This is a genomic window from Microbacterium sp. SA39 (genome assembly GCF_000967865.1).
In the GTDB taxonomy this organism is placed as follows: Bacteria; Actinomycetota; Actinomycetes; order Actinomycetales; family Microbacteriaceae; genus Microbacterium.
The window spans coordinates 1-21,203 of the sequence record NZ_JXRU01000026.1 but is presented as its reverse complement, the minus strand read 5'-3'; the positions used below and the strand labels follow the sequence as shown (position 1 = coordinate 21,203).

Here is a 21,203-nt window from a genome sequence, read left to right as displayed (position 1 = left end):
ATGCGTTCGACGACTCCGATGCCCGGCAATCCGTGGCCGCACGACATGATCATCACGGTCGACGACCGGGTTCAGCCTCTTCTCGAGCTGCTCTGGGTGCGGGAGGCCCATGATCTGCGGCCGGACGGCGAGGGGCTGCCACCGCTGCTCGTCGATTCACCTGCCCCCGCGGTGACCCCGGTGGATGAAGGGACGCGGTCCCGTTGGTCGGAGGAGTGGGCGCGTATCTGGCACGAGGTCGTCGCCCACGCGGGCATCGAGCACGATCCGGCGTTGACCGAGCGTGCCTTCAGCACACAGCACGGCTCTCCAGAGCGCGAGGCCCTGTTCCGGCAGCTCATGGGGCCGATGTGGGGCGATGAGTTCGGCAGGGAGGTGTTCGACGACGCGTCGTCCCGCGAGTGGGAGCGTCGCGGCCAGGTGGCCCACATGGCGAGGCGACCCACCGCGCTCGAGGACAGCCCGGAGCGGCGAGATCTCGCCGCCCTCGCGGCGGCATGGCGCCGAGGCCTCACCAAGATCGTCACCATCCCCTGTCACGGCGATCACGTCCGGCAGGTGGGAGATCATGCCCTCCTCGTCACGGATGGCATCCGTGACGACAGCACGAGGTACCGGGAGGCGCTCGGGACATTCGGGTGAACCGGCGAAGCGCTCTCCCGAGACGTCAGCTGTCGGAGCGGTCGTCGTCACCCGCCTGCAGGCGGATCCGTCGACCTTCCTCGACGTCCTTCTGCTCCTTCTCGGCCGCCTTGTCGCTCTTGCGGGTGTCGCGCGGAGGCAGCTGGATGTCCTCCTCCGCCGGCATCCCCGCCTGCAGTTGGCGTCCGCGTTCCAGCTCGGCATCGAACTCCGCGCCGAAGAGCAGCGCGAGGTTGGCGATCCAGAGCCAGAGCAGGAAGATGATCACGCCGGCCAGCGAGCCGTATGTGCGGTCGTAGTTGGAGAAGTTCCCCACGTAGAAACCGAAGCCGAGTGTCGCCAGCGCGAGGACGATGATCGCCAGCAGCGCGCCGATACTGATCCAGCGGAACTTCGGCTGCTTCGCGTTGGGAGTCGCGTAGTACAGGATCGCCACGATCAAGACCACGATGAAAGCGAGGACCGGCCACTTGGCGATCGACCAGATGGTCTGCGCGACGTCGCCGAGACCGAGCGCGTCACCGATCGCCGTGGCGACGGGGCCCGAGACGACGAGGATGACGGCGGTGAGCGCGATCAGCGCGACCGTGATGACGGTGACGAGCAGCTGGGTGGGCTTGAGCTTCCAGAACGGACGCCCCTCCTCGATCTCGTAGATGCGGTTCATCGCACGGCTGAAGGCGCCGACGTAGCCGGATGCCGACCAGATGGCCAGCAGGATGCCGGTGATGAGCGCGAATCCGGCTCCCGGAGACTCAGCCACCTGCTCGATCGGACCCCGGATGGTCTCGACCGTCTCGCCGGGAGCCACCTGCTCGATGATGCCCAGCACGGCATCGCTCGCCGCCTTGCCCTGCCCGAAGACGCCGAGGAGGGAGAAGATCGCGATGAGGCCGGGGAAGAGCGACAGCACGGCGAAGTAGGTGAGCGCTGCAGCGATGTCGGTGCACTGATCCGACGAGAACTCTCGGATCGTCTTCTGCAGCACGTACTTCCACGATCGCTTGTGCAGGTCGTCCGGAGAATCGGGCTTGCCGGCCGCTTCCGGGTCTCGAGTGCCGCGGGCGGCGGTGTCGGAGGTATTCATGATTCCTTCCCTGTCGGGCGGACCCGTCTGATGACGGGTCCGCCCGAACGCAGCGTCAGTTGCCTGCGACGTTCTCGCGGGCCTGCTGTGCCTGATCCTTCACTTCGCCGGCGGCGGTCTGCGCCTCTTCCGTGACAGTGGCGACCGAGTCCTGCGCCGATTCCTTCACGGACGCGACCGAAGCCTGAGCGGGCTCCTTCAGGTGCTCGCCGATCTCCTTCGCCACACCGGTGACCTCATCGACCAGGGGCTGCGCCTGATCCTTCACGGTCGCGGCAAGGTCCTTCTCCTTCGACGAGGCGGGAACCAGCGACGCGAGGAGAAGGCCGGCGCCGAACGCGATCAGGCCGACCGCCATCGGGTTGCCCTCCGCCTTCGCCACGGCCCGGTCCTTCATGTCGCCGACATGGGCGCCCGCATCGTGCAGCGACGAACCGGCGTCGTCAGCGCTGCCCATCACACGATCGCGGACCGATCCGAACGCGCCGCGCACCTTGCCCATCTGGCGGTCGACGATCTTCGTCGGCGACACCTTGTCGGCCAGGGCGTCGACGTCCAGGCCGAGGTCCTGGCGGGTGCGCTCGATGTCGGCGCGGATCTCTTCGGGTGAATCACTCATCGGTTCTCCTCATTCCTCTTCAACGTTTCCGGAATCTCTTTCAGGGTGTCCACGGTCTGTGGAGCGCCCTCCACCTGCTGGAGCTGACCGCGCCCGACCAGGAACAGGATCAGGGCGATGACCGCCCAGATGACTGCCACGACGACGCCGGCCCACCCGCCGCCCATGAGCGTGCCCAGGGCCCACCAGAGTGCGACCGAGAGGAAGAACACGGCCATGAGTGCGGCATAGCCAGCCGCCCCCATGAGTCCCGCGCCCTTGGCGGTCTTGGTGGCGGAATTCTTCAGCTCCGCTTTGGCGAGCGCGACCTCTTGGCGCATCAGCGTCGAGATGTCGCGAGAGACCTCGCCGAGCAGGTCACCGAGGGAGGTGCTCGCCGCCTTGGCCTCAGACGGAGTTGGGTCGGTCATAGTCGTCCTCCCTCAGAGCATCCGGACGGGTCGATGCCGTCTGCGAATAGACGGGCGTCTCGCCTCCCATGACCGTCGTCGTGCCCACCGGGGCGGGAACCGCCGGGTCCGGGTGCACCTGACGGGGCGCGGGCGCCGGTGGAGCGGCCGGAGCCGCGGGCGCGGCCGACGGGGAGGCGTCCTTCTCGTCGGAGGCGTTCTGGGCGAGCGCCCGAGTGAGGCGTCCGACCACGATGCCGCCGATCGCCGCGGCCAGGATGAAGGTGCCGGGCTTGCGGCGGGCGTAGCGCTTGACCTCGGTCAGCACGGAACCCGGGTCGCGATCGCCCAACCAGGTCGCCGCCGCCGTCAGGCGACCGGACACCTGATGGACCACATCTCCGGCGATACCGCTGCCGTCGGAGTTCCTCGCCATCGAGTCGAGTTCGTCGCCGACCGACCGGAGTCCGCCCGCTATGCGCTGCTGCTGAGTGTTCGCCTGATCCTTCAGCTCGCGCTGAGTCTGAGCGTAGAGATCCTTGACCTGCGCCTTCGCCTCTCCGGCGACGGTCGCGGCTTCATCTTTGGCAGTGCCGAGGACATCCTTGGCCTGCGTCGTGGCGGCATCCTTCAGGTCAGCGGCTTCCTGCTTCGCAGCGTCCACCTTCCCGGAGGAATCCGGGGACTGCACGTTCGAGCCGCCGGGGCCGGCCGTCTCGTAGTTGTCTGACATGGTGCTCCTTTCACGGACCGATCGGGTCGACCGGTGGTCCCGTTCTAAGCCTGTCCATCTGACTCGGGCAGGATCTTGCTTCCTCCCGACTTACGGTGTAAAGGGCGTGCAGTCGCCCGCGTGCAGGGCGGTCAGCGCCGCCCTCGCCCGATGCGGGTTCTACTCCTCGAACGGTGTCGCGGCAAGACCGTGTCACAAGCGCTCGCCCACGGCTTCTCCTGGGAGGACCGTCCGCGAGAGGGAGCAGGATGTCCGAGCACGCAACCCGAGAAGGTCGCCGTCGTACGCCGTCGAGAAGGCGACGGCACCGACCGCTCGCGAGTCAGATCGTGGTCATCACGGGTGGGTCGAGTGGAATCGGGCGGGAGACCGCGTTGCAGCTGGCTCGTGCCGGCGCGACCGTCGCGGTGCTGGGCCGGCACGAGGGCCGGCTGGCCGACACGGTCGCAGAGATCACGGCCGAGGGCGGTCAGGCCCGCCACCTCCTGTGCGACGTGAAGGATGCCGAAGCCGTGCGCGCGGCGGCCGAGACTGTGGAGCGCTGGTTCGGACGGATCGACACCTGGGTGAACAACGCGGGCGTGCTGGTCTACGCGCGCTTCGAAGAGACCACGCCGGCGGAGTTCCTGCGCATGATGGAGATCGACTTCCTCGGCCAGGTCCATGGTGCGCAGGCGGCGCTTCCCGCGCTCCGCCGTGCCGGCGGCGGCGCGCTGATCTCGATCTCGTCCGTCGAAGCCGTGACCACCTTGCCGCTGCACAGCGCGTATGCCGCTTCGAAGCGGGCGGTGGAGGGCGCGATGATGGGACTTCGTCGCGAGCTGCGCGATCAGCACGACCCGATCTCCGTGACGGTCATCCGACCGGCGGTCATCGACACTCCCGGCTACAACGCCACCCGGTCGCATCTCGCGTTTCGCCCGTCGGCGCCTCCGCCGTATTACGCACCCTCGGTCGTCGCGGCCTGCGTGCTCTACGCGGCCGAGCATCCGGTCGGCGAGCTCTTCGCCGGTGGCAGCGGTCGATGGATCTCCTTGCTGCAGCGCACATCGCCGCGTCTGCTCGATGCGGTGTTCGGCCGGTGGGGAGTGCGGATGATGCACACCGCCGAACCTTCGCGTCCGCGCCCCGGGAACCTCGCCGCGCCGAGCGCGTTCATGCAACCGGGCGGCTTGCCGCGCCGCGGTCGATCGTGGAGCGTGTCCACCGCGCTCGCACTGCGGCCGGGGCTCCGCAGGGTCGGCGTGCTCGCCCTGGCGGCGACGACCCTCGCCACTGCTGTTCGGCTCGGGCGCAAGATACGACCGGACATGCGCATCCGTCAATAGTCTCTTCGCCGGATGCTGCGCGTCACTAACGTCCTCATCCATCAGCCCAGGCCAAGAGCCACGTCGCAGCCAAGGAGCATCCCATGAGCACCGCCGCAGAACCCACGTCGAGTGTGACGCGATGAAAGCGATGGCCTACCGCGGACCGTACAAGATCCGCGTCGAAGAAAAGCCGGAACCGAAGATCCAGCATCCGAACGACGCCATCGTGCGGGTGACGCGAGCGGCGGTCTGCGGATCCGATCTCCACCTGTTCCACGGCATGATGCCGGACACGCGCATCGGCCACACGTTCGGGCACGAGATCGTCGGGATCGTCGAAGAGGTCGGCTCGTCGGTGCAGACCCTGAAGCGCGGGGATCGCGTGATGGTCCCCTTCAACATCTCCTGCGGCAGCTGCTACTTCTGCAGCCGCGGGCTGTTCTCCAACTGCCACAACGTCAACCCCAACGCCACCGCGGTGGGCGGTATCTACGGGTACTCGCACACGACGGGCGGATACGACGGCGGTCAGGCCGAGTACGTGCGGGTGCCGTTCGCAGATGTCGGGCCTTCGGTGATCCCGGAGTGGTTGAGCTCGGAGGACGCCCTCATGCTGACGGATGCCTTCTCCACCGGCTACTTCGGCGCGCAACTCGGCGACATCGCCGAGCGGGACACGGTGGTCGTGTTCGGCGCCGGACCGGTCGGCCTGGCGGCGGCACGGTCGGCCTGGTTCCTCGGCGCCGGCCGCGTGATCGTCGTCGATCACATCGACTACCGCCTCGAAAAGGCGAAGACATTCGCGTTCGCAGAGACGATCCACCTCGCCGAAGTCGACGACATCGTCCTCGCGCTGAAGAGGGCGACAGGACACCTCGGAGCGGATGTCGTCATCGACGCGGTCGGCGCGGAAGCCGACGGCAGCGTGCTCCAGCACATCACCGGGGCGAAGCTGAAACTGCAGGGCGGGTCGCCGGTCGCCGTGAACTGGGCCATCGACTCGGTCCGCAAGGGAGGGACGGTCTCGCTCGTCGGGGCCTACGGCCCACTCGGTTCGTCGGTGCGTCTCGGCGACGCCGTCAACAAGGGACTCACGGTCCGCGCGAACCAGGCTCCGGTCAAGCGTCAGTGGCCGCGGCTGCTCGAGCACATCCGCGCGGGGCACGTGCGACCGAGCGAACTGTTGACGCACCGATTCCCGCTCGAGCACATCGCGGAGGCCTATCACGTGTTCTCCGCCAAGCTGGATGACTGCATCAAGCCCGTCATCGTCGTCGGAGAGGAGTGATCATGCCCTACGAAGCCGCGAAGCCTGACCTCGCACCGTCCGCAGAGGAGTTGAGAGCGCGGATCCCCGGGTGGGGCGCCGACAACCCGCCCGAGCACCGGCGCACCTGGCAGCAACGCGACGACCTCGAGCCGACCGGCGCGCACTGGTCGTTCCCCGAGCGTCAACCAGAGGATCCGCGCCGCGAACGATCGATCGAGCACGCCATGCTGCCGCCCGTCTACGGGACCGCCCAGCCGCTGCACGGACTCTCGGGCCGCATCCGTCGATTCGCCTACGACAACCTGAGCGAGACGAAGAACACGCGCTGGCTGCTCCTGGTGCTGGGTGACAGGGTCGAATCCGTCGGCGCCCACGCCCGTTCGCTGCTGAGCCGCCGCCCGGACGACCCGGTGACCTTGACCGGCGTGCTGGCCGAGGGGCGGCATCGCCCGCTGGCGTCGCGCTTCGGACGCGGGCGTCTCGACCTGAGGCACGCGTGGCTCGATCCGATCGTCGTCGTCGGGCCGTGGGTCCTGGTCGCGGCCGGTGTGGTGGCCGCTCTCCGGCGGACGTTCACGCAACGCCCCCACGGCTGAGGTACGGCGGTCAGATCACGACGGTTCCCGAGACGATCACGTCGGCGCGTCCGCCGACCCACAGCCGATCGGCATCCTGACTGATCCGGATGCGGCCGCGCCGCCCGATCGCCGTACCCTGCGCTGCGAGGTACGGCGCATGGGCGCGTCCGCTCGTGAGCAGCCACTCGGCTGCCGCCGCGTTCAGGCTGCCGGTGACCGGGTCCTCGCGGAGTGGACCGTCACCGTTGGTGAAGAATGCGCGCAGCTCGAACGCGGTCTCGGAGCCCTCGTGATGCGCGCCGATCACGCCGATGTCCCAGACGCCGGGGTGACCGGCGACGTCAGGGCGGATGCCGAGAACCGTGTCGGCGCTGTCGAGCAGGAGGCCGACCCAGCCCGGGCCGTTGTCGAGCCACTCGGCGTCCACGACCTTCTCGGCGCCGATCCCGAGGATCTCGATCAGCTCCTTCACGAGCTCCGGCGCCACGGCGCCCGAGCGGGTCCGCGGGGGAGAGGCGAACGCCAGGGTGTCGCCATCGGGGCGCACCGGGATCAATCCCGCATCGCACTGTTGGATGACCATGGAAGGATCGGCCGGTGTGCCGCCGGCATCCAGCCATGCCCTCGCCGTGCCGAGCGTCGGATGGCCGGCGAAGGGCAGCTCGGTGCTCAGGCTGAAGATGCGCACGCGGTAGTCGGCCTCGGGGTCGGTCGGCGGCAGCACGAACGTGCATTCGGAGAGATTCGTCCACACCGAGAACCGCCGCAACTCGTCGTCGCTGAGCCCCTCCGCATCGAGGACGACCGCCACGGGGTTGCCCGTGCCCGGAGTCTCGCCGAACACGTCGACCTGTCGGAATCCACGTTGCATGTCTGGAGGATACTCGGCCGTACTCCACTCAGGAGACGGAAAGCTCACCTTCGTACGGTCGGAGCAGGGAATGCCCCTGCTCCGCGCCTGGCGCGCGCGTGTCCTGCCACGAAGGAAGAACTCCTCATGACGAACACCACCCGCCCCTCTGCCTCCGCCTCGCTGGGACTCCTCGTCCTGCGCGTCGTCGTCGGAGCCGTCTTCGCCGCTCACGGAGCGCAGAAGATCTTCGAGTTCACGATCCCGGGCACCATCGGCACCTTCGCCGGCATGGGTATCCCGCTGCCGGAGATCGCCGCGCCGGTCGTCGCCTTTGTCGAACTGGTCGGCGGCATCCTGCTGATCTTCGGCTTCTTCACGCGTCCCATCGGCATCCTCCTCGCCGTCGACATGGCCGTCGCCCTGGTCGCCGTCCACCTGCCCGCGGGTCTCTGGGTCGGCGACGGCGGCTATGAGTTCGTCGCCGTTCTCGGTGCTGGCGCGCTTGCGCTCGCGTTCACGGGCGCCGGGCGGTTGTCCCTCGACGGCGCTCTGCTGCGCGGGCGCGTCCCGGCCTGGCTCTCCTGAGTCCGCCGCGCGATACTGTTGCTTCGCGTCCGGCGGGTCCGGGCAGGCAGTGAGGGGCGCATGGCCACGATCTACGATGTCGCGGAGCTCGCGGGAGTCTCGCCCGCGACGGTCTCGCGCGTCTTCAACGGCACGAGCGTGTCGGCGGAGAAGGTCGCCGCCGTGCGGGATGCCGCCGAGAAGCTCAGCTTCACGCCGAACCGCACAGCACGCACCCTTCGTCGTCAGAGCTCCGAGGTGATCGCCCTCGTCATCCCCGACATCGAGAACCCGTACTTCACCGAGATGGCCAGAGGCGTCGAGGATGTCGCGTCCGAAGCCGGCTACTGCGTCGTGCTCTGCAACTCCGACGCGCAGGTCGAGAAAGAGGCGACGTACCTCCGGATCGCGATCGCCGAGCACATGTCGGGCGTGATCATCGCGACGGCCGACGAGAGCACCCGCCTCGACAGCATCCTCGCGACCGGTCGCCCTGTCGTCGCCGTCGACCGCACTACCACGTACGACATCGACGGGGTCGTGATGGCCAACCGCGACGCAGGGTCTTCGGCCACGAAAGACCTCATCGATGCCGGTCACCGCCGCATCGCCTACATCGGCGGCCCTGAGCACATCGACACCGCGGCGGAGCGCGCTGCCGGGTGGCGCGCAGCGCTCACCTCTGCGTATCCCGACCTCGACCTCGACGGTCTGCAGCGGTTCGAGACCTTCCGTGTGGACGGCGGACGCGCAGCGATGGAAGAGTTGCTCGCTTTGCCGGAGCCACCCGATGCGGTGGTCGCGGGCAACAACCTCATCGGGGTGGGCGCGATCCAGGTGCTCTCCGAGCACGGTCTGACGCCGCCCGAAGTGGGGGTCGCGGTCATCGGATCGCTGCCGTTCACGACGCTGTCGCCCCGCGCAGTGACGGTGGTGCGGCTGCCTGCCCGGCACATGGGAGTGACGGCGGCGCGGATGCTGTTTGCACGCATCAAGGGAGACGATCAGCCGGCGCGCACTGTGGTGCTGCCCAACGAGGTGCAGTCCGCGAGCACGCGCAGCTGACTCAGCGGCTATTGCGAGCGCCAGAAGCGCGTCGCGAGGTTGGTGACTTCCTTGTCGAGCTCTTCGAGCCGACGATCCATGGCGTCGAAGCGCACGTCCATCTTTCCTTCGAGGCCCTCGAACCGTGCTGCGATTTCGTGGCGGAACGACGTGATGATCTTGTCGTTCTGGCGGAGCAGCAGCGAGATCGCCCCGATCATCACCGCGGCGAACACGCCGATCAGAGTCCATACCTGCGGCTCGGTCATCTCCATGCCTCCAGTCTGCGAGCGAAAAGCCAAATTGTCACGGTATTCCGGTTGTCATTGGCGCTCGGAGCGCTATCGGTGGAGGAGGCATTGTCCAGGATGCCCGTGCAGGAAGAGTCGCTGCTCCCTTGCATCATGAAATCGATTTCGCGTACAGTGGCGATCACCATGACCACCTACACTCTGCCGACCCCGGCATCCCGTCCGGCGTCCGCTCCGAAGACCGCTTACCTGATCGCATCGGGCGACCTGCGCGAGGCCGCCAACACCGGCGGCTGGCCCGTGCAGGTCGAGCTCGAAGCCGGCGTCACCGGCGTCTTCGAGGAACTCGGCTGGACCGTCATCCGCGCCAACGAGGTCGACCCCGAGACCGGCCACGGGTTCATCTCCAGTCAGCGCATGGGCCTCGAGGTCTTCAAGAACATCCCGACGGATGCCCCGCTCATCGTCGCCGAGGCCGTGTGGCAGTACTCGCACCACGTGCTCGCCGGACTCCGCACGCACGAGGGCCCGATCCTCACGGTCGCGAACTTCGCGGGTGACTGGCCGGGTCTTGTCGGCCTTCTCGGACTCAACGCCGGACTCACCAAGATGGACAAGCCCTACGCCTCGATCTGGTCGGTCGACTTCACCGACGAGTGGTTCACGAACGGCATCCGAGAGTGGACCGAGACCGGCTCCATCACGCATGACGCCTCGCACGTCCGCGCACTGCCGGAGCTGCCCGACAGCCCGGAGAAGGCGCTGGGTGAGGCGCTCGCCGCAGAACTGCTCGCAGAAAAGGCCATCATCGGCGTCTTCGATGAGGGCTGCATGGGCATGTACAACGCCATCTTCGACGACGAGCTGCTCAACAAGACCGGCATCTACAAGGAGCGCCTCTCGCAGTCGGCGTTGTACGCCGAGATGCTGAACGTCTCCGAAGACGAGGCGAACGCGGCGTACGACTGGCTGATCGATGCAGGGATGACCTTCCAGTACGGAGAGGATGCCGCCACCGAGCTCACCCGCGAGCAGGTGCAGTGGCAGCTCAAGATGTACGTCGCCGCCCTCCGCATCGCGGATGACTTCGGCCTCGACGCCGTCGGCATCCAGTACCAGCAGGGACTCAAGGATCTCGTCCCGGCATCCGATCTGGCCGAGGGCATGCTGAACTCGACCGAGCGTCCGCCGGTCACCTCGCGCGACGGGTCGCGGGTGCTGCACGAGGGACGCGCGTTCCCGCACTTCAACGAAGCCGACGAGGGCGTCGCGGTCGACGCGCTCGTGACCGACCGGGTGTGGCGCGCGATGGGGCTGGTGCCCGACAACACGCTGCACGACGTGCGCTGGGGCGGGGACTACGACGGCCAGTTCGTCTGGGTCTACGAGATCTCGGGATCCGTTCCCGCGTCGCATCTCGGTGGATGGCAGAACGCCGAGGGCTGGCGTCAGGGGCACGTGTTCTTCCCGGCCGGCGGCGCCACGATCAACGGCGTCTCGAAGCCCGGCGAGATCGTGCTGTCGCGGGTGTTCATCGCCGACGGCATCCTGCAGGCCGACATCTTCCGCGCCTCGGTCGTCGAGCTGCCGGAAGAGGAGACGAAGCGCCGCAAGGATGCCACGAACCCGGAGTGGCCGATCGCGCACGTGGTGCTGCATGGCATCTCGCGAGACCAGTTCATGGCCCGGCACAAGGCGAACCACGCGCAGACCGTCTATGCCCCGGATGCCGAGACCGCCGACAAGGCGCTGATCGCCAAGGCCGCGATGTTCGCCGGCATGGGCATCAATGTCAACCTGGTGGGAGACGTCGCGGTCTGACCCCGCACCGGTCTGGATCAGGAATGCCGCTCCCGCGTCGCCGGGGGCGGCATTTCTGATCCAGCGTCGCTTTGGGACCCTTCGCCCCGATTGACTTAAGCGATATAGTCGGCGGCAGGTCGCGCCGACGCGGCCTGATCTCGCTATCGATGTTGAAGGAGACGATCTGTCATGAGTCAGCCCCGCATCAGGATTCACCGGTTCCGAAAGGGCCTTGCCGCCGCGGCGGGCCTCGCGGTCGCCGCAGTCGGCACCGTCGCCGCAACGCCAGCCGCTGCGACCGAAGTGCCCGAGTACGATCCCCAGCTCGCTGTCTACGTCGAGGTGAACTCGAACGATTTAGCGAACGTCGCCGACTACACGCTCGCGGATTCGGGGGAAGCGGCCATCGACATGGCGATGATCTTCGCCGCCAACATCAACTACGACGGTGAGAAGGCGTACCTGCACTTCAACGAGCGCGTCACCGAGACGCTGAAGGATGCCGAGAACCAGATCCGCCCCGTGCAGGAGCAGGGCACGAAGGTGCTGCTCTCAGTGCTCGGCAACCATCAGGGCGCGGGGTTCGCGAACTTCACGTCGTACGAGCAGGCCGACGCGTTCGCCGCGCAGCTCGCCGACGCGGTGACCACCTACGGGCTCGACGGGATCGACTTCGACGACGAGTGGACCGAGTACGGCGCGAACGGCACGCCGCAGCCCAACGCCGAGTCGTTCGGATGGCTGGCCACCGCGCTCCGTGAGCGCCTCGGCGACGACAAGATCATCACTCTCTATGCGATCGGTCCGTCGTACACGACGACCGACTTCACGCTGTTCGATGCGGAGGGTGTGCTCGACTACGCCTGGAACCCCTACTACCCCACCTACGACGCCCCGACGGTGCCCGGACTCGAGGATCGCACACGCATCGGTGCCGCGGCGATCGACCTCGCGAACACCAGCGCGGCGACGGCGTCGGGCTTCGCGAACCGCACGGTTGCCGACGGCTACGGCGTCTACGTCGCGTACAACCTCACTGCGAACGACCAGTCGACCTACCTCTCCGGCATCACACAGGCACTCAAGGGCGAAGCGACGGAGTACCGGGCGGCGCCGAAAGGCTGATCAGTCCAGGTCGAAGAGCTCGACCTGACGGATCGTGACCTCGGCCTCTGCGCGAACGCGGAGCGCCGAGGTCACGACGCGTCCTGCCAATGTGAACGGCGTCGTGCGATTCGGCAGCAGCGCAGCCTGGTGCGTCATCGACACCGGGACCCAGCGTTCTTCGGCGTCCAGGACTTCCCAGCGGAGAGCGGAAGCGGATGCCGGGCCGGCCACGGTCACGGTGAGATCGGTGATGCCGCGGGGCTCGGGGAACCGCCATCCCACCCACCCCCCGGCGCGCAGCGCAGAGCCGTCGTCGACCGACGGGGAACCATCGTCGAACACCCGCTCGGCATGACTGACAGCGGGGGAGGAGATGACGTGGCCACCACCTGACGTCAGGTCGGCGTGCCAGGCATCAACCGACTCCGCGGGCGACATGGGCCCGCTCTCGAGCGCTGCCGCTGGATCGTCCCCGAACACCAACTCGAGCACGGCATCCCCGACGAGCGCATCGACCGGCAGCTCGGCCGAGGGCAGCGCCACCCCGTCGAGCCGCGCCTCCTGCAGCACGTGAGCCGAGGGGCCGCTCCGCCGCGACAGCACGCGCAGCGAGGAGCCGTCGCCACGATCGGCACGGATGTCGTCGAACAGCGGCGACCCGATCCGCAGCACTCCGGAGGCGAGCTCCAGCGGATACAGTCCGAGCGCGGCCCACAGCCACCACGCGCTCATCTCGCCGTTGTCCTCGTCGCCGGGATATCCCTGGCCGATGTGCGCCCCGGTGAACAGACGGCTGGCGAGGTCGTGCACGATGGCGGCCGTCTGCCACGGCCGGTCGCTGAACGCGTACATGAAGGGGATGTGATGCGCGGGCTGGTTCGAGATCGCGCACATGCCCGATCGCAGTGCTCGTGCCTCACGCTGTTCGTGGATGACGGTGCCGTACGCGCCGCCGAACCGCTGGTCGGCGGTCTCCGGCTCGGCGAACAACGCGTCGAGGTGTCGGCCGAGGCCGCCCGGACCCCCGTAGAGGTCGGCCAGACCCGCGCCGTCGTGCACGGCGCCGACCGACATCCCCCACGCGTTCGTCTCGACGTTGTCGCCACCCCAGGACCGCGGATCAAAACCCGTGGCGGCGAAGGCGCCCCGGTCGTCCCTGCCGCGGAAGAAACCCGTCTCGTCGTCGAAGAGGGTGCGGTACGACCGTGCCCGGTTCGCGAAGTAGCGGGCGAAGGACCGATAGCGAGCGGCATCCGTCTCTGCTCCGGCATCCGCCTCTGACTCAGCCGAGGCGGCCAGCTGTGCGGCGAACCGCCCGAGGGCGGCATCGCTCACGGCGTTCTCGATGCTCCAGCTCATCCCCTCCGGCACGTCGGAGGAGATGTATCCGGTGAAGCGACCCCGCCCGATGCCCTTGCGGCCGCGGCGGGCGTCGGGGCCGGGCTCGCAGGCGTTCCGCCATCCGCTCTTGAACGCGGCGACCCGGTCGAAGTCCACTCCCCAGCGCGCGGCATCCGCGAAGATCTGGTCGCTCGAGGTGCCGACCATGCTGTCGACGTACCCCGGGGCACTCCAGCGCGCCATCCACCCGCCGCGGCGGTACTGCTCGAGCTGCCCATCGAGCAGTCGCCCAGCGAGGGCGGGGTCGAGCAGGGCGAGCGCGGGCCACTCGGTGCGGTAGGTGTCCCAGTAGCCGTTGTTGACGACGAGCTCGCCGTCGGCGGTCGGCGGCTGATCGCCCGCCGCGCCCGCGAACACATCCGCGAATCGCCAGACGGGGGCATCCGCGGTCCCGGCGTTCTCGGCCGCCGTGTTCGGGTACAGGTGCATCCGGTGGACGGATGCCGCTATGCGCGCCCGGTGCTCCTCGTCGGCGAGCGAGCGGTACGGAGCCTCTTCCTCGGGCAGTGCGGGAATCGTGACGCGACCCAGCAGGCGGTTCCAGGATGCCGCGGACGCGTCGCGCAGCTGCTCGTACGAGGTGGCCGCCGGCGCTTCGAGCTCGAGGCTACGGCGAGCCTGGTCGATCGACAGGAAGGAGACGGCGATCCGCACCTCGAGCGCCCCGCGGCCGCCCACGTATCCGGCGACCTCGCCCCGGCCGTCGTCGTCGAGATGGCCGCGGTCGACGGGGGTGCCCCCGTTCTGCACTGCGCCCGCGAAGTAGCAGCGCGGAGCGTTGCCCCAGTCCTCGGGACCCTCCGGGATCCGGCCCTCGAAGCCTCCGGCATCCGTCCATTCCAGGCGCCCGCCGGCGGCGAGCTGATCGATCACGAAGCCCACCTGCGCATCGGGATTCGCGCTCCGCACACGGAAGGCTGCCGCATGCGAGGTCGCCGTCAGCTCGACGTGCAGGTCGTCGCCGAGATCGGCCGCGTACTCGTGCGGATGGGCGCGCTCGGTGCCGGGAACGATCCAGCGCCGGCGCTCCACCCGCCGCGATGTCGGCCGGTCGAGGAAGGGCATCAGCTGCAGCACGGAACGATCGCCGATCCACGGGCTGGGCTGATGCGAGAACTGGAGAGCCTCGAGACGACGCCCCTGCGGATCGTCGTGCACGAAGGGACGATACGGCCAGCGCGAGTCGGCGGCATCCGTCGCCGGGGTGACGAAAGCGAACCCGTGCGGCACGGCCACTGCCGGGATCGTGTTCCCGCGGGAGAACCGCGGACCCGAGTGCGAGCCGCGGCGGGTGTCGACGCGTTCGACGGGGGTGAGTGATGCGGATGCTGCGCGCTCCTCGACCACGACCTGCACGAAGCCCGAGACCTCGCCCGGGAGATCGGTCGCGGCGACCGGGGATCGCGCGCCGAGCACGATCTCGACGGTGCCACGGTGGTGCGAAACCGGAGCGAGCGAGACCGTGTCGGCGTTCCACTGCTCGGGGAAGCTCCAGCGAGCGGCGAACTGCTTCTCGGCGGTGATCGGGAAGTCGTAGCGGTCGCGCACCGCCTCCCTGTCGCTCAGCCGGGTCCCGTCGGCGAGGCGCACGTCCACCGCCACCGCGGGCGCCGCGTGAGGCGCCAGCGTGGCCGCGGGTCCGTCGGCGTAGAACGCCCAGTGCAGCACGGCATCCGCCGAGAACGTGAGATCCGCGAAACCGGGAACGTCGATGCGCTGCTCACCGGCGGCAGGATCGAACGCGAAGGCGAACACCGGTCCGTCCAGCACGCCGGTGTGAGGACGCGACGACGGCGGATCGGTCGGGCCGTCAGCGGGGGAGAGGCGCACGGTGCTCACCCCTTGATCGCGCCCTCCTGCACGCCCTTGAAGAAGAACCGCTGCGTGAACGAGAACATGATGACGATCGGCACGAGCGCGATCATCGTCCCCGCTGCGATCAGGCGCGGGTCGACCGAGAAGCTGCTGTTGAGGTAGGCCATGCCGACGGTCAGCGTGTACTTCGCGGGATCGGAAAGCACGATGAGCGGCCACAGGTAGTCATCCCAGGCGCCGATGAACGCGAAGATCGCGACCACCGAGACCATGCCGCGGATGTTCGGCCAGACGATGTGGCGGATGCGCTGCCACGTCGTCGCCCCGTCGACCGTCGCGGCATCCAGCACGTCCTTGGGGATCATGCGGCACGCCGTGGCGATCAGCAGCACGTTCATCGCGCTGATGGCGCCCGGCAGGAAGACGCCCCAGAGCGTGTCGGCCAGACCCAGCGCGCGGATCGTGAGGAAGTTACTCGTCACCGTGACCTCACCGGGGAAGAGCAGGGTGGAGAGCAGGATCGCCATGACGATCCACTTGCCACGGAACCTCATGCAGCCCAGCGCGTACCCGGCGAGGGTGGCCAGCACGACGTTGCTGACGACCGTGCCGACCGAGACGAGCAGTGAGTGCCAGGCGTAGAGGTAGACCGGCACGATGTCGGCGACGGTCGAGTAGTTCCCGAGCGTCGGCTCGCGCGGGATGAGGTTCGGCGGGAAGGAGTAGATGTTCTCCTGCGGCCCCTTGAACGAGGTCGACAGCTGCCAGAGGAACGGTCCGATCACGAGCACCAGCACGAACAGCAGCAGGGCGTAGCGCCCGATGAGTCCACCGAGGGTCGGCTTGCTGAAGTCTCCGGAGCCGCGGCGGCGGAAGACGCGCTCGCGCGCGGACTTCGCGGGGCTCGTCGGCTCCTCCGGCGAGTGGCGGTCGTCCTCGGCGCGGGGAGGGGTGAGGATGCTCATGCGGGGGCCTTCGCCTTCTTCTCGCGATTCATGAAGGCGATCGCGGCGAGCGGGATGAGGGTCAGGAGGAACAAGGCGACGCTGATCGCCGACGCGTAGCCGATGTTGCCGTTCAAGCCCGAGCCGACCTGGCGGATGAGCATCACCAGCGACATGTCGTAGCCGCCCGGACCGCCCGTGCTCTTGGACAGCACGTCGAGCTCGGCGAACACCCTCATCGCAGAGACCGCGATCAGCACCGCGATGAGGAGCATCGCGCCGCGCACCGAGGGGATCGTGACCGAGAGGAAGCGGCGGAAGGCTCCGGCGCCGTCGAGCATCGCCGCCTCATGCAGCTCCTTGCCGACGTTACCGAGGGCGGCGAGGTACACGACCATGTAGTAGCCGAGTCCCTTCCACACCGTGAGCAGGATCGCGCAGCCGAGCAGCAGCCAGCGGTCGACGAGGAACGCCATCGGCTTGTCGACCAGCCCCAGGAACTCGAGCGTCTGGTTGATGATGCCGCGGCTGTCGAACAGCCAGGTCCAGATGAGGGCGACGACGACCACCGAGGCGATCACCGGGAAGTAGAACGTGGTGCGGAAGAACGAGATGCCCGGCAGCTTCTTCTGCACCAGCAGAGCCAGCAGCAGCGGGAGGACGGTCAGCAGCGGCACGCACACGACGACGTAGATGATGCACGTCGTCAGCGCGTTCCAGAACATCTCGTCGCCGAACATGCGGTCGTAGTTCGCCGTGCCGACGAACTCGGGCGTCCGCAGGGGGCGGGCGTCGGTGAAGCTGAGGAAGACCGTGTTGAGGAACGGCCAGAGCGCGAACACCAGCACCCAGATCACGGCGGGGCCGAGGAGCAGCCAGGGCGTGAACCATCTGTGGGATCTCATCGATCTCATCTTGGTCCGGATGCCGGTGTCCGCGCTCATGCTCACTGGTCCACGCGGTTCGCGTTGGCGTACTCGACGATCTTGTCGAGCTGCGTCTTGGCATCCGCTTCGCCGTTGATCGCGAGGGCGATCTGCTGCGTCATGTAGGTCGCCATGTCGGAGGTCCACTGGAACGGCAGCGCCTTGGCATCCTCCATCGCGGTGAACACGGTGTCGATCGCGGCGAGCTGCTTCTCGTCGGTGATCGACGAGGAGATGTTCTCGACGACCTTGTCGCCGCCGGCGGCGGTGCCCGGCGCGGTGCCCACGGCGAGCGACGAGAACGCGACCTGGTTCTCCTCGTTCGTCACGAACTCGGCGAAGGCGAGGGCGGCCTCCTTGTTGTCGGAGTCGGCCGAGACGTTGAGTCCCTGCACGTAGAGCGGCGGAACGCCGAGACGCTGCGTCGCGACGGTGTTCTCGAGCAGCGCGGGAGCATCCTTCTGCAGGTCGGTCGTGAAGCCGGTGCCGCCGGTCGTGAATGCGACCTTCTCCTGGATGTAGGCCTCGGCGTTTCCGCCGTAGTCACCGGTCAGCGCCTCGGCGGGCATCGCGCCGGCCGCGTAGGCGTCGGCGTAGGCCTCGATGATCGCGGCGGCCTCGTCGGTGTTGAAGTCGAACTCGCCCTCGTCGTTGATGACCTCCATGCCGGCGGCCGTGAAGGTGTCGAGCGCGGGGATCGACGAGAGCAGCTGCACCTTGCCGCCGGACTCGGTCGCGACCTCCTTCGCGAGGGCGAGGAGCTCGTCGACGGTCGTCGGGAGGTTCTCCTCGGTGACGCCGTAGGGGGCGAGCTGCGCGAGGTTCCACCACGAGGCGTCGCTGGAGAGATACCAGGGCAGGCCGTAGGTGCCCTCGACGCCGGGGTACTGGCTGTACGAGTCCCACGCGCCGGCGTTGTAGGCCGACTTCAGGTCGGGGTCCGCGGTGTCGATTTCGACGAGCTTGCCCGCGGCGACGAGGGGGTACGCGATGTCAGGCGGAAGGTTCAGGACGTCGGGGAGCGTGTCGGCGTTCGCCTGGCTCAGGATCTTCTCCTGGTAGCCGTCGCCCGGCTGGTCGAGCCACTCGACCGTGACGTCGGGGTTCTCCTTCTCGAACGCATCGATGACTTCCTCGAAGTAGGGCGTGAACTTCTCGTTCTTGAGCGACCAGGTCTGGAACTGGATCGATCCGCTCAGCTCGCCGGAGGTGTCGATGGGGCCGGAGTCGCCGGTCGAACCTCCGCCGCCTCCTGTGCAACTCGTCAGCGCCAGGACGCCGATGCTGAATGCTGCCAGAGCGGCAATGCGTGTCGGAGTTTTCATCGTGCTTCTTCCTCGAGGCGGGCGATTCCACGTGTTTGCCCACGCGAGAGTGGACTGCAACGCTTTAGCAGATGAAACCATCGGATGCCGCGCCTGTCAAGGTGCTGTCGGCGGGCGTCCCGTCGATTGCAGGCGAGCACTGGGATGTTCGTAGCTCAAGCGTTATAGTGATCCGACATGTCCTCGCCGGAGGGCACCGTGCGAAAGGTCCGGACACATGACGCAGCGTGGCGCTCTCGATGCTCCCCTGAGATTCGGGGCGAACTACACGCCGTCGAAGGACTGGATGCACTCCTGGCTCGACTTCACGCCCGACGACGTGCGTCGCGACTTCGCCGCGCTCGCCGAGTTGGGCCTCGACCACGTGCGGGTCTTCCCGCTCTGGAACGTCCTCCAGCCGAACCGCACGCTCATCCGCGCGAAGGCCATCGATGACGTCCGCGCCGTCGTCGACATCGCCGGCGAGTTCGGGATGGATGCCAGTGTCGACGTGATCCAGGGCCATCTGTCGAGCTTCGACTTCGTCCCCTCGTGGCTGTCCACCTGGCACGACAAGAACATGTTCACCGATCCGAAGGCGCTCAAGGGGCAGGTCGCGCTGGTCGACCGACTCGGGCAGGCGCTGCGCGAGGCGCCGAACTTCCTCGGCCTGACGCTCGGGAATGAGACGAACCAGTTCTCCGCGCACACGCATCCCTCGCCGTGGCCGGTCACGCAGGACGAGGCGGGGGAGTGGATCTCGTCGCTGCTGGCGGCGGCGGATGCCGCGGCTCCCGGCCACGCGCACGTGCACAGCGAGTACGACGCTGTCTGGTACATGGACGGCCACGGGTTCACGCCGGCACACGCCTCGCGCCTCGGCGCGATGACCACGATCCACTCCTGGATCTTCAACGGCACCGCGCAGCGCTACGGCGGGCGCTCGGTCGCGTCCGACCGGCACGCCGAGTACCTGATCGAGCTTTCGCGGGGCTTCGCGACCGATCCCGCTCGGGTGGTCTGGCTGCAGGAGGTCGGGGCACCCTCGAACTGCCTCACCGAGGACGAGATGCCCGGCTTCCTCGAGGCGACGGTGCGCTCGGCCGCGCGGACCGAGAACCTCTGGGGCATCACCTGGTGGTGCTCGCACGACGTGAGCCGCGAGCTCGGCGACTTTCCCGAGCTGGAGTACTCGCTTGGTCTGGTCGGCCAGGACGGAGCGGTGAAGCCCCTCGGGCGTCGGCTCGCCGAGCTCATCCCTGAACTGCGCGCGCGCGTGGCGCCGCCCGCACGTGAGACCGCGATCGTGGTCGACGTCGACGAGCGCGAGGTTCCCGTCAGCCGTGCCGCGCTGAGCCCCGGGGGAGCGGTGTTCCAGGCGTGGGTGGATGCCTGTGCGGCCGGACTCGATCCGGCGGTCGTGACATCGCGGATGGCCCAGGATTCCGCGGCGCTCGAGGCGCGCGGCATCCGTCATCTGATCCAGCCCGACGTGTCGGCGAACGAGGTCGACCCCTACGGCTCGGTGAACACGGTCGTCGCCTGATCGACGGTGAGGAACCTCATTCGGCCCACCGAAAACGGTTATGCCGAAGTTTCGGTGCGACAGGTTTCGGCAGGGGGTTTCGACTCGTCGATCATCCGCATGTCGAGCAGCCGCTCGTCGAAGCCGGCCGGCCCACCGAAAACGATCGTTTCAGGCAGCACGGTCGATCACTCGAGTAGGTACTCTTTTAGGGTTTGGCGGGCGCGACTGTACCGGCTCCGGATCGTTCCCTCACGGCGGTGAAGATGATGAGCGATCTCGACCAGGTTGAAGCCCTCCCAATGCCGAAGCCTGATGATCTCGGCATCTAATGGAGAGAGACGTGCGAGCGCTTCATGCACCTCGTCGTCGCGAAGCGTGTGGATCTGCTCCCGGGTCAGCGCCTCCTCGCGGAGGCGATCGACGAGGGCTTGGCGTCGGACACCACTGCGGCGGCTAGTGAGGAGTATGCGGCGTGCAACGCCGAACAGCCACATGCGCGCCTCTTGATCGTCCACAGGAATCGCAGCGCCCCGGCGCCAGGCCACAAGAAGAGTTTCACCGAGAAGGTCAGGAGCCTCTTGAGCGCCGCATCTGCGTTCGAAATAGCTGAGCAGCGCGGGAGCTTCGCGTCGAACGACGGCCTCGATCCTGCGTCCCTCAAACGAGTCGGCGCGCACAAGCGAGGGCAGGTCAGTCGTCATTCGGAGTCGCCGAGGTCGTCGGTGCACACTTGGCTGACGGTAGCGAGACGCGGCTCACCGGCCGCGAACGGTTTCCCGGGACTCGCAGTGCCCCACTCAATGCCTGGGGCGATCGTGTCAAGCCGGGTGAGGGTTTCGTCGATCACCGCTTGCATCTCAACAGTGGCTGGGGACTCTCGACCAGCAAGTTCGGCGTAGTCGCCTAGCTGTTCTTCCCAGGGACGTTGTGAACGGCTGAGTTAGCGAAGACCTCCGGGCAGGATGTGGGTTACCACACTCACATTCCACACACGGAGGTCTTCGTGACTCACGCTAACGCACCCCTGACGCCTGT

Annotated in this window: 20 protein-coding genes; 9 read left to right on the top strand and 11 right to left on the bottom strand. The window is 67.8% G+C overall.

Annotated elements, in window-relative coordinates; translation table 11 throughout:
* Complete coding sequence (locus tag RS85_RS03385; RefSeq protein ID WP_152642321.1) at positions 1–642, top strand: hypothetical protein; 642 nt, start codon at positions 1–3, stop codon at positions 640–642.
* A gap of 25 nt (positions 643–667) precedes the next feature.
* On the opposite strand, the gene RS85_RS03380 is transcribed toward RS85_RS03385, so the two are convergent.
* From RS85_RS03380 to RS85_RS03365, 4 genes are read right to left on the bottom strand one after another with little or no spacing between them, the layout of a single operon-like run.
* A complete protein-coding gene (locus RS85_RS03380; RefSeq protein ID WP_046012024.1) occupies positions 668–1,729 on the bottom strand; it encodes a YihY/virulence factor BrkB family protein in 1,062 nt (353 codons plus the stop codon).
* Positions 1,730–1,784: 55 nt separating this feature from the next.
* Positions 1,785–2,348, bottom strand: coding sequence for a DUF3618 domain-containing protein (locus RS85_RS03375; protein ID WP_046012023.1), 564 nt, complete (start codon positions 2,346–2,348; stop codon positions 1,785–1,787).
* Positions 2,345–2,758 (bottom strand): phage holin family protein, encoded by a 414-nt coding sequence (locus RS85_RS03370; RefSeq protein ID WP_046012022.1) that lies wholly within the window; start codon positions 2,756–2,758, stop codon positions 2,345–2,347. The genes RS85_RS03375 and RS85_RS03370 overlap by 4 nt, the downstream gene beginning before the upstream one ends.
* Positions 2,736–3,470 carry a hypothetical protein gene (locus RS85_RS03365; RefSeq protein ID WP_046012021.1) on the bottom strand — a complete coding sequence of 245 codons (735 nt, stop codon included), beginning with the start codon at positions 3,468–3,470 and terminating at the stop codon, positions 2,736–2,738. The genes RS85_RS03370 and RS85_RS03365 overlap by 23 nt, the downstream gene beginning before the upstream one ends.
* Positions 3,471–3,718: 248 nt before the next feature.
* Between RS85_RS03365 and RS85_RS03360 the strand changes: the two genes are divergently transcribed.
* The 3 genes from RS85_RS03360 to RS85_RS03350 all read left to right on the top strand — a co-directional run bounded on the left by RS85_RS03360 (position 3,719) and on the right by RS85_RS03350 (position 6,646).
* Positions 3,719–4,798, top strand: a complete 1,080-nt coding sequence (locus RS85_RS03360) for an SDR family oxidoreductase (protein WP_046012020.1) — start codon at positions 3,719–3,721, stop codon at positions 4,796–4,798.
* Positions 4,799–4,919: 121 nt separating this feature from the next.
* Positions 4,920–6,068, top strand: coding sequence for a zinc-dependent alcohol dehydrogenase (locus RS85_RS03355; protein ID WP_046012019.1), 1,149 nt, complete (start codon positions 4,920–4,922; stop codon positions 6,066–6,068).
* A 2-nt stretch (positions 6,069–6,070) separates the two neighbouring features.
* Entirely contained in the window at positions 6,071–6,646 is a 576-nt protein-coding gene (locus tag RS85_RS03350; protein ID WP_046012018.1) for a hypothetical protein, read from the top strand.
* Between the two features lie 10 nt (positions 6,647–6,656).
* On the opposite strand, the gene RS85_RS03345 is transcribed toward RS85_RS03350, so the two are convergent.
* Positions 6,657–7,499 carry a PhzF family phenazine biosynthesis protein gene (locus tag RS85_RS03345; RefSeq protein ID WP_046012017.1) on the bottom strand — a complete coding sequence of 281 codons (843 nt, stop codon included), beginning with the start codon at positions 7,497–7,499 and terminating at the stop codon, positions 6,657–6,659.
* 126 nt (positions 7,500–7,625) lie between these two features.
* Between RS85_RS03345 and RS85_RS03340 the strand changes: the two genes are divergently transcribed.
* Positions 7,626–8,066, top strand: coding sequence for a DoxX family protein (locus RS85_RS03340; protein WP_046012016.1), 441 nt, complete (start codon positions 7,626–7,628; stop codon positions 8,064–8,066).
* Between the two features lie 60 nt (positions 8,067–8,126).
* Positions 8,127–9,110 (top strand): LacI family DNA-binding transcriptional regulator, encoded by a 984-nt coding sequence (locus RS85_RS03335; RefSeq protein WP_046012015.1) that lies wholly within the window; start codon positions 8,127–8,129, stop codon positions 9,108–9,110.
* Positions 9,111–9,118: 8 nt separating this feature from the next.
* On the opposite strand, the gene RS85_RS03330 is transcribed toward RS85_RS03335, so the two are convergent.
* Positions 9,119–9,364 carry a hypothetical protein gene (locus RS85_RS03330; RefSeq protein ID WP_046012014.1) on the bottom strand — a complete coding sequence of 82 codons (246 nt, stop codon included), beginning with the start codon at positions 9,362–9,364 and terminating at the stop codon, positions 9,119–9,121.
* 162 nt (positions 9,365–9,526) lie between these two features.
* Between RS85_RS03330 and RS85_RS03325 the strand changes: the two genes are divergently transcribed.
* Both RS85_RS03325 and RS85_RS03320 read left to right on the top strand, forming a co-directional pair.
* A complete protein-coding gene (locus tag RS85_RS03325) occupies positions 9,527–11,161 on the top strand; it encodes a fucose isomerase (RefSeq protein WP_046012096.1) in 1,635 nt (544 codons plus the stop codon).
* Between the two features lie 171 nt (positions 11,162–11,332).
* Positions 11,333–12,268: an endo-beta-N-acetylglucosaminidase H gene (locus tag RS85_RS03320; RefSeq protein WP_052703341.1), complete on the top strand. Its 936-nt coding sequence runs from the start codon at positions 11,333–11,335 to the stop codon at positions 12,266–12,268.
* Here the strand turns inward: RS85_RS03320 and RS85_RS03315 are convergent, their stop codons facing one another.
* Genes RS85_RS03315 through RS85_RS03300 form a run of 4 tightly spaced genes read right to left on the bottom strand, consistent with a single transcriptional unit; the run spans position 12,269 to position 18,661 of the window.
* Positions 12,269–15,490, bottom strand: coding sequence for a GH92 family glycosyl hydrolase (locus RS85_RS03315; protein ID WP_046012013.1), 3,222 nt, complete (start codon positions 15,488–15,490; stop codon positions 12,269–12,271).
* Positions 15,487–16,431, bottom strand: coding sequence for a carbohydrate ABC transporter permease (locus tag RS85_RS03310; protein WP_046012012.1), 945 nt, complete (start codon positions 16,429–16,431; stop codon positions 15,487–15,489). The genes RS85_RS03315 and RS85_RS03310 overlap by 4 nt, the downstream gene beginning before the upstream one ends.
* Positions 16,428–17,315: a carbohydrate ABC transporter permease gene (locus RS85_RS03305; protein WP_046012094.1), complete on the bottom strand. Its 888-nt coding sequence runs from the start codon at positions 17,313–17,315 to the stop codon at positions 16,428–16,430. The genes RS85_RS03310 and RS85_RS03305 overlap by 4 nt, the downstream gene beginning before the upstream one ends.
* Positions 17,316–17,356: 41 nt before the next feature.
* Positions 17,357–18,661 (bottom strand): ABC transporter substrate-binding protein, encoded by a 1,305-nt coding sequence (locus tag RS85_RS03300; protein ID WP_046012011.1) that lies wholly within the window; start codon positions 18,659–18,661, stop codon positions 17,357–17,359.
* A gap of 217 nt (positions 18,662–18,878) precedes the next feature.
* Here RS85_RS03300 and RS85_RS03295 point away from each other — a divergent pair, with 217 nt between their 5' ends.
* Positions 18,879–20,186, top strand: coding sequence for a glycoside hydrolase 5 family protein (locus tag RS85_RS03295; RefSeq protein WP_046012010.1), 1,308 nt, complete (start codon positions 18,879–18,881; stop codon positions 20,184–20,186).
* A 167-nt stretch (positions 20,187–20,353) separates the two neighbouring features.
* Here RS85_RS03295 and RS85_RS03290 read toward each other — a convergent pair whose 3' ends face one another.
* Complete coding sequence (locus RS85_RS03290; protein WP_046012009.1) at positions 20,354–20,869, bottom strand: RNA polymerase sigma factor; 516 nt, start codon at positions 20,867–20,869, stop codon at positions 20,354–20,356.
* Positions 20,870–21,203: the final 334 nt, after the last annotated feature.

Bases quoted from the DNA above. Each gene is read 5' to 3' on its own strand.
- RS85_RS03355 (WP_046012019.1), top strand. From the start codon at position 4,920: ATGAAAGCGATGGCCTACCGCGGACCGTACAAGATCCGCGTCGAAGAA.
- RS85_RS03375 (WP_046012023.1), bottom strand. From the start codon at position 2,348: ATGAGTGATTCACCCGAAGAGATCCGCGCCGACATCGAGCGCACCCGC.
- RS85_RS03295 (WP_046012010.1), top strand. From the start codon at position 18,879: ATGACGCAGCGTGGCGCTCTCGATGCTCCCCTGAGATTCGGGGCGAAC.
- RS85_RS03305 (WP_046012094.1), bottom strand. From the start codon at position 17,315: ATGAGATCCCACAGATGGTTCACGCCCTGGCTGCTCCTCGGCCCCGCC.
- RS85_RS03290 (WP_046012009.1), bottom strand. From the start codon at position 20,869: ATGACGACTGACCTGCCCTCGCTTGTGCGCGCCGACTCGTTTGAGGGA.
- RS85_RS03335 (WP_046012015.1), top strand. From the start codon at position 8,127: ATGGCCACGATCTACGATGTCGCGGAGCTCGCGGGAGTCTCGCCCGCG.
- RS85_RS03325 (WP_046012096.1), top strand. From the start codon at position 9,527: ATGACCACCTACACTCTGCCGACCCCGGCATCCCGTCCGGCGTCCGCT.
- RS85_RS03385 (WP_152642321.1), top strand. From the start codon at position 1: ATGCGTTCGACGACTCCGATGCCCGGCAATCCGTGGCCGCACGACATG.
- RS85_RS03330 (WP_046012014.1), bottom strand. From the start codon at position 9,364: ATGGAGATGACCGAGCCGCAGGTATGGACTCTGATCGGCGTGTTCGCC.
- RS85_RS03380 (WP_046012024.1), bottom strand. From the start codon at position 1,729: ATGAATACCTCCGACACCGCCGCCCGCGGCACTCGAGACCCGGAAGCG.
- RS85_RS03360 (WP_046012020.1), top strand. From the start codon at position 3,719: ATGTCCGAGCACGCAACCCGAGAAGGTCGCCGTCGTACGCCGTCGAGA.
- RS85_RS03345 (WP_046012017.1), bottom strand. From the start codon at position 7,499: ATGCAACGTGGATTCCGACAGGTCGACGTGTTCGGCGAGACTCCGGGC.
- RS85_RS03300 (WP_046012011.1), bottom strand. From the start codon at position 18,661: ATGAAAACTCCGACACGCATTGCCGCTCTGGCAGCATTCAGCATCGGC.
- RS85_RS03370 (WP_046012022.1), bottom strand. From the start codon at position 2,758: ATGACCGACCCAACTCCGTCTGAGGCCAAGGCGGCGAGCACCTCCCTC.
- RS85_RS03350 (WP_046012018.1), top strand. From the start codon at position 6,071: ATGCCCTACGAAGCCGCGAAGCCTGACCTCGCACCGTCCGCAGAGGAG.
- RS85_RS03365 (WP_046012021.1), bottom strand. From the start codon at position 3,470: ATGTCAGACAACTACGAGACGGCCGGCCCCGGCGGCTCGAACGTGCAG.
- RS85_RS03340 (WP_046012016.1), top strand. From the start codon at position 7,626: ATGACGAACACCACCCGCCCCTCTGCCTCCGCCTCGCTGGGACTCCTC.
- RS85_RS03320 (WP_052703341.1), top strand. From the start codon at position 11,333: ATGAGTCAGCCCCGCATCAGGATTCACCGGTTCCGAAAGGGCCTTGCC.
- RS85_RS03310 (WP_046012012.1), bottom strand. From the start codon at position 16,431: ATGAGCATCCTCACCCCTCCCCGCGCCGAGGACGACCGCCACTCGCCG.